The 12360-nt window shown below is 40.1% G+C and carries 12 protein-coding genes; 4 read left to right on the forward strand and 8 right to left on the reverse strand.

What is annotated here, in order from left to right; all coding sequences use genetic code 11:
- Nucleotides 1–47: 47 nt before the first annotated feature.
- Nucleotides 48–413, forward strand: a complete 366-nt coding sequence (locus PSH41_RS01300; protein WP_004589427.1) for a hypothetical protein — start codon at nt 48–50, stop codon at nt 411–413.
- A 65-nt stretch (nt 414–478) separates the two neighbouring features.
- Here PSH41_RS01300 and PSH41_RS01305 read toward each other — a convergent pair whose 3' ends face one another.
- The 6 genes from PSH41_RS01305 to PSH41_RS01330 all read right to left on the reverse strand — a co-directional run bounded on the left by PSH41_RS01305 (nt 479) and on the right by PSH41_RS01330 (nt 5970).
- Complete coding sequence (locus PSH41_RS01305; RefSeq protein ID WP_054982325.1) at nt 479–3052, reverse strand: M1 family metallopeptidase; 2574 nt, start codon at nt 3050–3052, stop codon at nt 479–481.
- A gap of 148 nt (nt 3053–3200) precedes the next feature.
- Nucleotides 3201–3881 carry a hypothetical protein gene (locus tag PSH41_RS01310; RefSeq protein ID WP_004589429.1) on the reverse strand — a complete coding sequence of 227 codons (681 nt, stop codon included), beginning with the start codon at nt 3879–3881 and terminating at the stop codon, nt 3201–3203.
- Nucleotides 3882–4034: 153 nt separating this feature from the next.
- Nucleotides 4035–4385, reverse strand: coding sequence for a DUF2750 domain-containing protein (locus PSH41_RS01315; RefSeq protein ID WP_004589430.1), 351 nt, complete (start codon nt 4383–4385; stop codon nt 4035–4037).
- A gap of 17 nt (nt 4386–4402) precedes the next feature.
- Nucleotides 4403–4981 (reverse strand): glutathione S-transferase family protein, encoded by a 579-nt coding sequence (locus PSH41_RS01320; RefSeq protein ID WP_029774054.1) that lies wholly within the window; start codon nt 4979–4981, stop codon nt 4403–4405.
- A 55-nt stretch (nt 4982–5036) separates the two neighbouring features.
- On the reverse strand, nt 5037–5318 hold the full coding sequence (locus PSH41_RS01325; RefSeq protein ID WP_004589432.1) for a peptidylprolyl isomerase: 282 nt from the start codon (nt 5316–5318) through the stop codon (nt 5037–5039).
- Nucleotides 5319–5397: 79 nt separating this feature from the next.
- Nucleotides 5398–5970 carry a glutathione peroxidase gene (locus PSH41_RS01330; RefSeq protein ID WP_004589433.1) on the reverse strand — a complete coding sequence of 191 codons (573 nt, stop codon included), beginning with the start codon at nt 5968–5970 and terminating at the stop codon, nt 5398–5400.
- An 82-nt stretch (nt 5971–6052) separates the two neighbouring features.
- Here PSH41_RS01330 and PSH41_RS01335 point away from each other — a divergent pair, with 82 nt between their 5' ends.
- The 3 genes from PSH41_RS01335 to PSH41_RS01345 all read left to right on the forward strand — a co-directional run bounded on the left by PSH41_RS01335 (nt 6053) and on the right by PSH41_RS01345 (nt 9823).
- Nucleotides 6053–6544, forward strand: a complete 492-nt coding sequence (locus tag PSH41_RS01335) for a GNAT family N-acetyltransferase (RefSeq protein ID WP_264390532.1) — start codon at nt 6053–6055, stop codon at nt 6542–6544.
- Between the two features lie 110 nt (nt 6545–6654).
- A complete protein-coding gene (locus PSH41_RS01340) occupies nt 6655–8646 on the forward strand; it encodes a sensor histidine kinase (RefSeq protein ID WP_096740160.1) in 1992 nt (663 codons plus the stop codon).
- Between the two features lie 49 nt (nt 8647–8695).
- Complete coding sequence (locus PSH41_RS01345; protein ID WP_064384744.1) at nt 8696–9823, forward strand: response regulator; 1128 nt, start codon at nt 8696–8698, stop codon at nt 9821–9823.
- 30 nt (nt 9824–9853) lie between these two features.
- On the opposite strand, the gene queG is transcribed toward PSH41_RS01345, so the two are convergent.
- Nucleotides 9854–10987 (reverse strand): tRNA epoxyqueuosine(34) reductase QueG, encoded by a 1134-nt coding sequence (gene queG / locus PSH41_RS01350; RefSeq protein ID WP_064384838.1) that lies wholly within the window; start codon nt 10985–10987, stop codon nt 9854–9856.
- Nucleotides 10988–11104: 117 nt separating this feature from the next.
- On the reverse strand, nt 11105–12322 hold the full coding sequence (locus PSH41_RS01355; RefSeq protein ID WP_273588650.1) for a methyl-accepting chemotaxis protein: 1218 nt from the start codon (nt 12320–12322) through the stop codon (nt 11105–11107).
- Nucleotides 12323–12360 lie beyond the last annotated feature (38 nt).

Consider the following 12360-nt stretch of genomic DNA (forward strand, 5'->3'; position numbering starts at 1 on the left):
CGTATAGGCTAATGTAATGCACAATTAAACATTAAAGGGATCACCACGTGGCTTATAGTGCAGATGAGTTAACAGAGCAGCTCATTCAGTTAAAGTGCAGAAGCAACTTTAAAATTAAAAACATTGCTGAGTACATGTTAGCAAATTCTAAAGAAGCAATTTATACCCACAGCGAAGCGGGTAAAGGCAAAATAATTATTCGCCCAGCCTTTGAGGTGTTTAGCGATGATTTTGCAACAATTGATGAGGTAACACGAGTACAGGGTTATTTTCATAGTAGCGAGATGACGCGCTTTCCTACACGTATTCACAAAAGTGCGCAGCCGATTCACTATGGTGTGGCCTTTAAAATTAACTCAGAGCAAGCAGCAAAAGACTTTATTGCCAAGCTAACACAGATTATTAACGGGTAAATAAAAGCCGCTGAGTGAATAACTCAGCGGCTTTTTTAATTATACATATTTACTTTTAATTATACTTATTTGCTTTTTAAAAAGTCATTAACTGATGCCAGTTCACGCTCTTTAAGCGCAATACAATCATGGGTACTTTCTTCAAGCTTGCTTAGCGTACGCGCGTAGCCCGGTGTTTCTTCAATTTTATCTTTAAAGAATGCTTGCGTGGTTGCTAAACTTTGTTCATCACAACGCGCGGTCGTAAAGTACGGTAAGTTAGGCACAAAAAACGGCGGTAAGCTTTGTGTTACCTTGTCGTAATTGTTGTATATCCACTCAATAAATAATGCTTGGCGTGGCTCGCTATAACTTTGACCTGCTAAAATAGTGCGCATATCAGACGCGGTTACTTCGTCGGTTAGGGTGTACGCTAATACTTGCTTTTGTAACTGCGCTTTACCCATAAAGCCCATTGCAGCCAGCATGTTTGTGCGTACTTGTGGATCTTTAGTGGTTTTAAAGGTTGCCATAAATTGATCAAGTAAGGCTTTATCCCCATTATAGGCGGCAAGTTTTAAGTAGGTAGCTGCTAAATACGGATCCACTTTTTGCGGATCGTTTAAGTACACTTGCGTTTGCTCTTTTGCTTTGCTGATCACACGTTGATCTTCGCCATCAAAACCAAGCAAGGAAACAACACCCGCACGTAGTTGCGATACTGCACCGTCTTCGCCAGCTTGTGCTTCTAGTGAGTATTTTTTAGCTGCAGGCATTACTGCACTGCGAATAAACTCAGGCCATAACGCTTCGTTGCTTTCATCTTTAAAGGTATTTTTTTGCGATACCAAGTAGCCCAGCGCTGTATTTGCAACACGAGGGTGATCATCGCTCACAAATACTTCTAAGGTTTGCATTAACTTAGCCGCCGATATTACACCCGCATCAAGTAGTGCATCAGTGGCAGAGAGCAGCGCTAAGCGCTCACGATCATTAAGTGCTTGCGGAGCATGTTTTATTAGTGAATCAAACTGCGCATCGTCCATTACCCAGCGGTAATAACCTAGCGCCCCTTCATCGGGATAAATCCACTGTGGCTCAAAATCAAGTGTTAAGGTTTGGCTTTGCTTATTGAGTAAAATACTGGCTGTTTTTACTTTATCGCCAGCGCCATATTTTATCCCAACAGGGACATTCCAAAGCTGTGCGGGGGCATCTACACCAGCATTAGCAAAGCGACTTTGCGATATAGTAATTTTTTTACCGTCTTGTTTTACATCTACAAGCGGAAAAGAAGACTGTTCAATAAATGATTTTAAAACACTCGCAACATCTTTATTAGAAGCTTTACCTAGTGCTTCCCATAAATCGGCTGCTTCGGCGTTTTTATACGAGAATTTTTTTAAGTAACTTTGAATCCCTTTTTGGAATGCGTCTTCACCAATCCAGTTTTCAACCATAGCCAGTACAGCGCTGCCTTTACTGTAGGCAAGCCCTAAACCATCCATAATATCGGCTTCGGTTTTAATTGGTTTACGAATCGGCTTAGTGCTTAAGCGAGCATCTAATGCCATTACGTTGTTTTGTGGTAAATCAAGGTGAGATTCAAATTCTGGATTAAGCTGCTTAGTAATCTTTGCCGCCATCCAGCTGGCAAATGCTTCGTTTAACCATAAGTCGTTCCACCACTTCATGGTAACTAAGTTACCGTACCATTGATGGGCAAGCTCGTGAGCAATAATCGACACATTACGCTGTTTTTTACTGCGTGTAGCAGCTGCTAAATCAACCAGTAATATATCTTCGCGGTAGGTTACTAGGCCTGAGTTTTCCATTGCGCCAAAAGGAAACTCGGGTACTGCTACCGAGTCGAGCTTTTTATAAATATAAGGAATACCAAAATAAGCCTCAAGTGCAGCAAGTACTTTTGGCATGTTCTCTTTTGCGTAATCAGCTAAATGAATTTTACCCTGCGGGGTAATAACACGCCCTGGAATTGGCATGTCTTTTATTTCAAGCTCTTCAAAAGGGCCCACGGCCATAGCCACTAAATAAGAAGGAATAGGTGGCGTTTTATCAAAGTAATGCGTTGTCATCTCGCCGTTAACTGCGGTTTTAAGCTCTGGCGTATTGGCATAAACCTTTTGAGACGTTGGCGCTGTAATCGTCAACTGAAACGGTATTTTATAACTTGGTTCATCAAATACCGGAAATGCACGGCGTGCATCATTCATTTCAAACTGAGTAAATAAATAAGGTGTGCCCTGATCAATTGTTTTGTATAAGCCCACACTTTGGCGATTATACGGCGCAGAAAAATCTATTTTTAGGGTGTACTTACCCGGCTGAATTTGCTCATCACAGCTAAATTTTACTTTTTCTGTTTTTAGCATTTCGTTATTTAAGTCGCAGTTTTCATCGCCTAGTAACTGCGCCATTTTAACAGCGTAAGCCACGCCGTTAAGTTCAATGTAATGAGTGGGTTTTAACACTTCTAGGGCTATTTCTGTCATCCCTGTAAAGGTGTCTTGGCTTGGGTCGAGTGTTAACGACACCTTTTGTGAACTTGGTTTAGCAAGCTTTTCGATAACGAACTCGTTAGCGTTGGCAGTAGTCATTGCTAAAGCAACACTTACTGTTAATAGGCTTTTTAAAAACATAGTGATCCCTAGATTGTTGTTGTTAGAAACTGACTCAAACAGGCATTTCTATGCCCTTAAAAATTGAGATTTAGATATCCTAGCAGTTTTTTTTATGAGAGTAATTTAATAAAGTGGCTGCTTGGATTTAAAATAGTAACAAATAGTGTCAGTGGCTCTGGCGCTGCTTAAAGCGCTGCCAATGCAGCTGTGGGTTAATGGTGCGAATTTGCTGTATTACGTTGTTTAGTAAGGCGGTATCGTCAAATTTATCATTGGGGTATTCGTTAAACCCCATTAAATAATTAAAGGCGTCTTTTGAATTAGCCTGTAATGCGTAAATACGCACTTGTTGCTCAAAATTAAGTCGTAGGCTACTTATGGCGGTTTTCATACCAAGTTGATCAACAGTGGGAATGGCACATTTTTGCAAATAACCCGCACGTTCACCTTCACCAGTAAACCAAATGCGTACTTTTTCGCTGTAACGGCCAGACTTAGCCGGTAAATCAAACAACAAACGTGTGTGATTATGTGCTTTAACAAAGGCAATAAAGTCGTTAAGCCCTGCATCAACTAAGGCTTGATGCACCGGAACCAAGCGCGCTTTTATTTTTCCATTAGTATGAAAATTAAAACATAAAATGCCATTTTTAAGCTCAAGATCGTCAAGCGTTAAGCAGCCAATTTCATCGCTATATGCGCCACTGTAATAGGCAATTAAAGGCAACCAAAAATGCCAATGCTTTGCTTGCTCTCTTGCTACTTTAAAATCGCCATAAATATAGCCGTTATAAAGCGTATGCAGCTCCATTGCTGAAAAAGGGCGGCGGCCAAGATGGGTTTTCAACGTAATCCCTTGAAATTAATGACATGTTATATTTTATACTTAAAACAGATAAACATGCGAGTATCGATTCTAGTATTTATGTTTTTAGCTACAAAACAAAAACACCCACTTAAAAAGCAGGTGTTGTATTCACTATTTAATTTATAGTGGCAGTTATTCGCTAAGTGCGCGTGCTAAGCCAACAGGCTCTATTTCTACACACACTTGGTCGTCATTCCAATTTAAACCAACTAATGCGCTGTCTTCGTTTAAATCTTCTACCCACTCATCTAAAAATTCATCTAAATTAATTTCTACAGGCGTAAATTCTTGCCACTCTTCTTTACACTGGGCTTTTGCTGCGTCTTCGCTTTCCCATAAAAGCAGTACATCCGTTTCGGCAAACTGGTTAGATTCGCACACTACAAAGCCGCCGTCGTCGCCACCTAACGCCCACACTTGCTCGCTTAAACGTACTTTTTCTACAAAGCTAACTAGTTGTGATTCAATTTCAATATCGCTCATGTGTTTACCTTATTTGTTTAGAGTCTGGGATCGGTGCTTACTGCAGCTTGACGCGTGCCATAGTCGTTATAAAAACTGACTAAAGCAGCGTGTTGGCTAAAGTCTGTTAATTCACGAAAGCAAATCCAATCAAGTAGGCAGTATAAACTGATGTTAAGGCATTCACAGCCTTTAAATTCATCATCGTTTAAATGACTATTTAAATAGCTTAATGTTTGTGCAATTCGTTCGTTTTGCAGATTAAAAAATAATTTATCGTCGCTAGTATCAAATCCTGAGCGTCTGCTAAGTGCTAATTCTACTAACGAGTCGTTACAGGCGTTGATAATATTAAGTAGGTGCTCTTGCGACCAGCTTAGTGGTGTTTTACCAGCCTTGGCAATAAGGTAACGTAAAATAATGGTTGAATCGCTTAGCGTTAAATCGCCATCAATTAAAACCGGTATTTTTCTTCCTGGGTTGTTACTGGCTAAGGTAGGGCGGTCTTGCTCAGAAAAAATATCTAGGTTTACTAGCGCTAAGTCAACATTGTTTTGTGCTGCCCACATTCTTACTCTGCGCGCAAATGGAGAAGGGTTAGATCCTATAAGTTTCATAATTGCTCCTAAAAAAAGCCGCATAAGCGGCTTTTTGTGTTGCGATAAGTCAACGTTATTCTGAGCGGCTTGTCACTTCTAGTAAGTGATAGCCAAACTGTGTTTGTACAGGGCCTTGTACTTGATTAATTGGCGCTGAAAATACAACTTTATCAAACTCAGGTACCATCATACCTGGGCCAAACTCGCCAAGTGCTCCGCCGTCTTGACCAGAAGGACAGTTTGAATATGTTTTTGCAAGCTCTGCAAAGTCTTCGCCTTGTTCAATCTTAGCTTTTAAATCTAAGCACTCTGCTTCGCTGTCAACTAAAATGTGCCTTGCACTTGCCACTGCCATAAAATCTCCTGTTTAAAGTTGGTGTATTTAACCATTAAAGCCAGTCTAGTTAGTTTTAACTCGCAGTACCAGTATAAACTTAATTGATGAGTAGCGTATTTTCAATTGCATCAATTAATTCTTTTGAATTAGGAGCTACTTTACTGTTAAAGCGTTTAATTGTTTTACGATCAGCTGAAACTAAATATTTATAAAAGTTCCAGTTAGGTGAGCTGGTTTGCGCGTTTAAGTGTTTAAATATTGGATTTGCATCACTGCCGCGAACTTCGCTGGTAGTAAACATAGTAAACGTAACGCCGTAATTAATAAAACACACTTTTGCTATGTCTTTTTCATCGTTTTCTTCTTGAAAAAAATCATCAGATGGAAAACCTAATACCACTAAACCTTTATCTTTGTATTGTTGGTGTACTTTTTCAAGGCCCTCAAATTGAGATGTAAAACCACAATTGCTAGCCGTATTTACAATGAGCAAAGGGCGGTTTTTAAATTGGCATAAGTTTAAGGATTCTTTTGAGCGCAGCTTACGTATCTCTACATTTGTAAAGTCTTCACATTGTTGCTGCTGTTGTTTGCTGGGTAACGTGTCATTTGCTTGGGCAGCTAAGCTCGTAATAAAAATACTGAGCCCTAGTATCGTTTTTTTTAACATACTCAACGCCTAAATTTATAATTGTTTGACTAGTCTATCTTACGCTAATATGCACAAAAGTGATCAACAATATTAAGCTGTTATGACTACACGTTTAGCCACTATAGAAGATTTACCTGCCATTGTCGCAATATACAACGAAACGATCGCCTCGCGTATGGTGACCGCCGATACCGAAGAAGTATCGGTACAGAGCAAACGTGAGTGGTTTAATAGCCACACCGATAAACGGCCTATTTATGTTTATTGCGAAAATGACCAAGTACTTGCCTGGCTAAGTTATAAATCGTTTTATGGGCGCCCCGCATACGATGGCACCGTCGAAATGAGCATTTATATTACCAAAGCGGCGCAAGGTAAAGGACTTGGCAAAAAGCTGATGGAGTTTGCCCAAATAGAGGCTAAACAGCTCGAAATTGATGTATTGCTTGGTTTTATATTTAGCCACAACTTACCAAGTATTAAGTTATTCAAGCACTTTGGTTTTAGCGTATGGGGTGAGTTGCCTCATATCGCGGTAATGGATAACACACGCTACAGTTTAACAATATTCGGTAAGCATCTACCAAAATAGTTGTGGAGCTTATCGGTAAAAAAATCAAAATTAAGTCTAACAACCTATACCAACTAAGAAATTATAGGCTACGCTATTAACATATAAAGTGTTTACGATAGTGTGGCTTAATGAGTCGAAAAATTTTAATTGTAGATAGCAGCAGTGTTATCGCAATGAGAGTGAAAGTTTTACTAGAATTAATAGGTTGTGAGGCTGAGCTCGTTCATTACTCTATGATTGATTTATACTCTAACACCAGCCAGTATGACTTGGTAATTGGTGCTTACGGAGTGCCGTGTGAAGTAGTAAAGTCGATAGCTCAAAAAATCTCACAAGACCGCTGTGTATTACTTGCCCCTAAAGCCGAAAGCGGTGAGCAACTTAGCGCCTTTAGCGAGCTTAATAAGTTAGTCCCAGATGCAACGGTTATTTATCCGTTTTTTTCAAATAAAGAAATTACCTCATTACTCGAAAACCTCTTAGAGCTTGGCTCTAGCCACGTTTTAAAACTCCCCACTATTTTACTTGTTGATCATATGCCTGAGCGCCTTGAAAAAATGAAAAGTAATTTAGTCGGGGCGCATATCAAAACGCTAACCGCAACCAGCGCAACCGAAGCGGTGGCAGTGGCTAATGAAAACAGTATAGATATTTTAATTAGCGATTTTAGCTTTGAAGATGGCACCGGTTTAAATATTTTTTCTGCTATTAAAATGTCTCAGCCAGATTGCCGATGCTTATTGTTTACCGCACGCCCTGAGCAAGTTTCAATGATTGAGGCAATTCGTAAAGGGGTTGAAGATGTTTTAATAAAGCCTCTAACCGATAGCGTACTGCTGCAATCGGTACATAAATTGTGGCAAACAGAGCTTTTAAAACGCCGTAACGCTGAGCTAGTTGAGCGTTTACAAGATACCGTTGATGCATTAATCGAAAAAGACAGCCTACTACAAGTTATTTATAAAAATACGCCTGACGCCATTATGCTATTTGAACGCAGCGGCAAAGTAATAGAAGCAAACGATGCCTGCTTAAGGCTGTTTAAGCTACCCTTTGACAAACTCGCGGGCTTTTCGGTATTTGAATTTTTAGATGAAGAATCAAGTGCTGAAATAAAAAATAAAATCAGCACACTTAATCGTAACCGCCAATTTAGTAGCGACCTACGTTTGCAAAAAACAGACGGCGGGTATATTCCGCTAGTTGGCTCGTTTAACGAAATAGACCACCATGGCGAAATTGCGTTGGCGGTTATATTTAAAAATGTAACTCACTTAAAACAAAAAGAAGAATTACTCCTTGAAGCCAAAGACCTACTTGAGGAGCAAGTGCGAGCTCGTACTTCGCAGCTAGAGCACGCTAAAAATGTGGCCGAAGCTGCCAATTTAAGCAAATCGGAATTTTTGGCTAACATGTCGCACGAGTTACGCACCCCTATGCACTCTATATTAAGCTTTTCTCGATTTGGCTTGAGTAAGTTAGAAGCAGGTGATTTTGCTAAAGATAAACTTTTAAAGTACTTGTCGCGTATTGAAAGCAGCGGCGAGCGTTTATTGTCGTTATTAAACAACTTACTTGATTTATCAAAATTGGATGTGGGGAAATTTCCATTTAATCCACGCCCATACAATATAGAAAGTATTATAAAAACCAGTATTGATGATGTCTCTGGTACGGCTATGGAAAAAGAAATTGAAATTGTTTTTTCAAAACCCGGGCCAGTGGTTGTGCAGTGTGATGAAGAGCAAATTAATCAGCTATTGCGCAATGTGTTAGGTAACGCACTTAAATTTAGCGAACCTAAAAGTCGTATTGAAGTGAACTTAATGGCTGATCAAGATAGCGCCATTATTGATGTAATAGACAATGGAATAGGTATACCTGAGGATGAATTAGAGCACGTGTTTACTAAATTTGTACAAAGCAGCAAAACGAACAGTGGCGCTGGTGGTACTGGTTTAGGGCTTGCGCTTTGTAGAGAGTTTGTAGCACTTCATCAAGGCGAAATTACGGCAAGTAATAATAGCGATGGTGGTGCAACAATTAGGATTCAGGTACCCCTAGAAATAGATTTAGATGAGCATTTAGCCGATGATAAGCTAGCAGTGCAAGATAGCTAATTATATGTGTAAGTAATGTTTAAATGATATTTAATTGGATGATGAAAATATGGCCTTAACTAAAATTCTTGCTGTAGATGATGAACCTTTCAACCTTGAAATTATTGAAGAAATTTTAGAAGATCTTGATTTCGAATTACAAGTTGCCACAAGCGGCCCTGAGTGTTTAGCCATGGTTGAAGGCTACATGCCCCAAGTTATTTTACTTGATGTAAGTATGCCGCAAATGAATGGCTACGAAGTGTGTAAAGCATTAAAGGCGAATCCGAATACCGCGCATATAATTGTTATGTTTGTTTCCGCTAGAGGAACGGTTGAAGAGCGTATGGAAGGTTACTCAGTCGGTGCTGAGGATTACATTGTAAAACCGTTTGGGCATGATGAGCTTAAATCAAAACTTAAAAACTTAAACCAAGTATTAATAGAAAAACAAAGCCTTGAAAAACAAGTAGAAGATGCAACATCTACGGCATTTAACGCTATGGCAAACAGTAGCGAAATGGGGCAAATAGTTAATTACATTGAAAACATTGGTTTTATTAATAATCCGCAAGATTTAGGTAAAGCCTTAATAGACTGCTTACAAACGTTTGACCTACAAAGTAATGTTGAATTTAGACATGGCGATACAATAGAGCACTTTGCTCTTAGCGGAGTGTGTTCGCCTATTGTAATTGAGCTGTTTGATATGCTTAAAAACAAAGGTCGCTTACATGAGTTTTCGCACCGAATATTAGTTAACTACGAGATGATAAGCTTATTAATTCTGAATATGCCAGATCACGACCCAGATAAACACGGGCGTATTCGTGACCACGTTTGCTTTATTGTCAGTGTGACTGAGCAGCAGTTACGTGCAATTATGACCAAGCAAATGCTTGAGTCGCAGCAGCAAAAGCTAAATGATGTAGCCAGCACAGTGCATAGTAAGTTTCATGGCTTGATTGGGTTACTAAACGAAAACCGCGAAAGTAACGAAAAGGTATTCAAGCAATTACAAGAAGACCTTGAAGTGCGCATACCCACAATGGGATTAGATGAAGACCAAGAGGTGTTTATTTATAAAAAAGTGGACGAAACTATTCAAAATTCAATTGCCAGAGAAGAGTCGGTTAAACAAGTTAAAGCCGCCTTTGCTGAAATTGAACAAGATTTATCTTTGTTACTTAAAAAATAAACCTCTCACAATAAGGCTCACCTGAGTGATTTACGCATCACGAGGTAAGCCTTTTTCGACAATTCTAATTAGGCGCTGTGTTTTACGAAGTTGTTCTCGTTGTTTATTATTTTGTTGCTCAAGCGCCCACTCTATATGCTCTTTTACTAGCTGCGAGCTAGACTCATGTTTGCTTTCTAAAGCGTTAATAATGCTAGGGCTAAAATCGGCATTGCCTAAACCCACCGCTAAATTACGCAGCCAACGTTCGTGACCAATACGGCGAATTGGGCTGCCTTCGGTATTTTTTAAAAAAGTAGGTTCGTCCCAGGCAAATAGCCCAAGTAAGTCTTTGTTTTTTAATTGCGTACGGGGGTGAAAGTCTTGCTCATCGGTAATTTGACCATAACGGTTCCATGGGCAAACCAATTGGCAATCGTCGCAGCCATAAACTCGGTTCCCCAATAATGCACGGTATTGCTCAGGTATAGGGCCTTGGTGCTCAATGGTTAAGTACGAAATACATTTGCGTGCATCTACCACATACGGCTCTACAATTGCGCCTGTTGGGCAAAGCGTAATGCAAGCTACACATTTTCCGCAGCCTTCAAACGTGTTTTCATTATCTATTGGCAGGGGTAAATCAACAAAAAGCTCACCTAAAAAAAACCACGACCCAGCTTCTTGGTTTATTAATAAAGAGTGTTTACCTCGCCAGCCCAATCCCGCTTTTTCAGCAAGCTGGCGCTCAAGCACAGGCGCAGAGTCTACAAATGGCCTAAAACCGTAATCGCCAATTTCTTGCTCTATTTTTTGGCCCAGCTTTTTTAGTCGGTTGCGCATTAATTTGTGATAGTCACGCCCTAATGCGTAGCGGCTAATATAGGCTTTTTCGGTGTTTTTTAGTGTTTTGGCAAAACTAGCATCAGGAGGCAGGTAGTTCATTTTTACCGAAATAACCCGCTGGGTACCAGGGACTAGTTCAGCAGGGCGTGCGCGTTTCATGCCGTGGGCTGCCATATAATCCATAGAGCCATGGTAGCCCGCATCTAACCAGCGCTGTAATTGTGCTTCGTGTTTAGATAGGTCAATATCGGTAATACCCACCTCACTAAAGCCGAGTTCTTGGCCCCAGGCTTTAATATTTTTGGCTAGCTGTTGGTAGTTGGGGGTTGAGTTACTCACACACATTACACACTTAAATAATTAGCTGCGTAATTTACCATATTTATAAAGCGCTGTTGAATGTTGCCAGTTAAAATATTAAGGCAATATACCGCTCGGCTTTTGTTTTGTAATTGCTTATTGCACAAAACGCTTTAATTGCTGTTGCGTTTGTTGGCTAAGTGCATGTGATTGCTGGCTATTACTTAGTGCATGATCAATAGCGCTTTTAGCTTGCTCGCCTAAGGTAACAATTTGCTCTACCGATTGGTGAGTGTGCTGCTGCGCTTGCTCTAGCGTATGCACCGCATCCGCTATTTGCTGCAGTTGCTGTTGGTTTTGTTCAAACTCACCTAGCATTGTTTTAAACCCTTCAGAGGTATTACTAATGGCGCTTTGCGCGGTACTTGAGTGGCTAATTAACTGCTCACTTTCTTGGTTGGTTTCGTTAACCAGCTCATTCATTTGGTTAATAAAGTCGCTTATTTGTCGGGTTGCGCCACTTACTTTTACCGATAATGTACGTACTTCATCAGCAACAACCGCAAACCCTCTACCAGCTTCGCCAGCGCGTGCCGCTTCAATGGCAGCGTTTAGTGCCAGTAAATTAGTTTGATCCGAAAACTCCTCAACCATTTTTAAAATGCTGCGAATGTTTTCGCTGTTTTCTTTAAGGCCAGACACCGTTTTAGAAAATCTTTGCAGCAAGGTACCAATAAGCGACACCTTATCGACTAAGCTTGCAAGCTCTTGCGACGAAAGCTTAACAAAGTCTAAGTGCTCGCTGTTAACGCTATGCACGCTGTCGGTATTGCTCACTATGCCCTCTAAGCTTTGCACTATTTGGTTACTCGCATTAATAATATTGTGGCTTAGCTGAGTTTGCTGCTCACTTAACTGCTGCGTATTTTGCATAGCGGTATTTACATCAACATTACTTTGCTCACTGGCTTTAGCGCTGGCGTGAGTTGTACTTAGTAAATCACTTAAGTGGTTAGTAAATAAGTTATATTGCGTACTTAGTTCTTTAAATTCGTCAAAAGAAAATTGCGGTAAGTTGGCGGCTAAATTAGCCTCTTGCTGGTTTATGTTTACTAAAGTGTCGCACATAGCTTTTACAGGGCGCACTATTAAATAGCGCATATAAAAAATAGTAAAAGCAAAGCCCGCTAAAATAACCAAGGTTAACAACCAAAATGCGCTGGTGCTGTGCTGCTCGCTTAAGCTTTGATATAACCAAAATAAGGTAATGGCCTGAAACAAAAAAACAAAGCTTAAGTTGCCCACTATTTTACGCGTAAGCGTATAAAAAAATGTTTGCTCAATATAATTATAAAATTGCATTACACCACTCATTTATTGCTTACCCATCTAGGGCGTGTTGACCTTTGATG

The organism is Pseudoalteromonas sp. CST2, from assembly GCF_028599385.1.
In the GTDB taxonomy this organism is placed as follows: Bacteria; Pseudomonadota; Gammaproteobacteria; order Enterobacterales; family Alteromonadaceae; genus Pseudoalteromonas; species Pseudoalteromonas atlantica.

Excerpts from the sequence above, each read along its gene's own strand:
- PSH41_RS01340 (WP_096740160.1), top strand. The coding sequence starts at position 6,655 with ATGAGTCGAAAAATTTTAATTGTAGATAGCAGCAGTGTTATCGCAATG.
- PSH41_RS01325 (WP_004589432.1), bottom strand. The coding sequence starts at position 5,318 with ATGGCAGTGGCAAGTGCAAGGCACATTTTAGTTGACAGCGAAGCAGAG.
- PSH41_RS01335 (WP_264390532.1), top strand. The coding sequence starts at position 6,053 with ATGACTACACGTTTAGCCACTATAGAAGATTTACCTGCCATTGTCGCA.
- PSH41_RS01355 (WP_273588650.1), bottom strand. The coding sequence starts at position 12,322 with ATGAGTGGTGTAATGCAATTTTATAATTATATTGAGCAAACATTTTTT.
- PSH41_RS01305 (WP_054982325.1), bottom strand. The coding sequence starts at position 3,052 with ATGTTTTTAAAAAGCCTATTAACAGTAAGTGTTGCTTTAGCAATGACT.
- PSH41_RS01345 (WP_064384744.1), top strand. The coding sequence starts at position 8,696 with ATGGCCTTAACTAAAATTCTTGCTGTAGATGATGAACCTTTCAACCTT.
- PSH41_RS01330 (WP_004589433.1), bottom strand. The coding sequence starts at position 5,970 with ATGTTAAAAAAAACGATACTAGGGCTCAGTATTTTTATTACGAGCTTA.
- PSH41_RS01315 (WP_004589430.1), bottom strand. The coding sequence starts at position 4,385 with ATGAGCGATATTGAAATTGAATCACAACTAGTTAGCTTTGTAGAAAAA.
- PSH41_RS01320 (WP_029774054.1), bottom strand. The coding sequence starts at position 4,981 with ATGAAACTTATAGGATCTAACCCTTCTCCATTTGCGCGCAGAGTAAGA.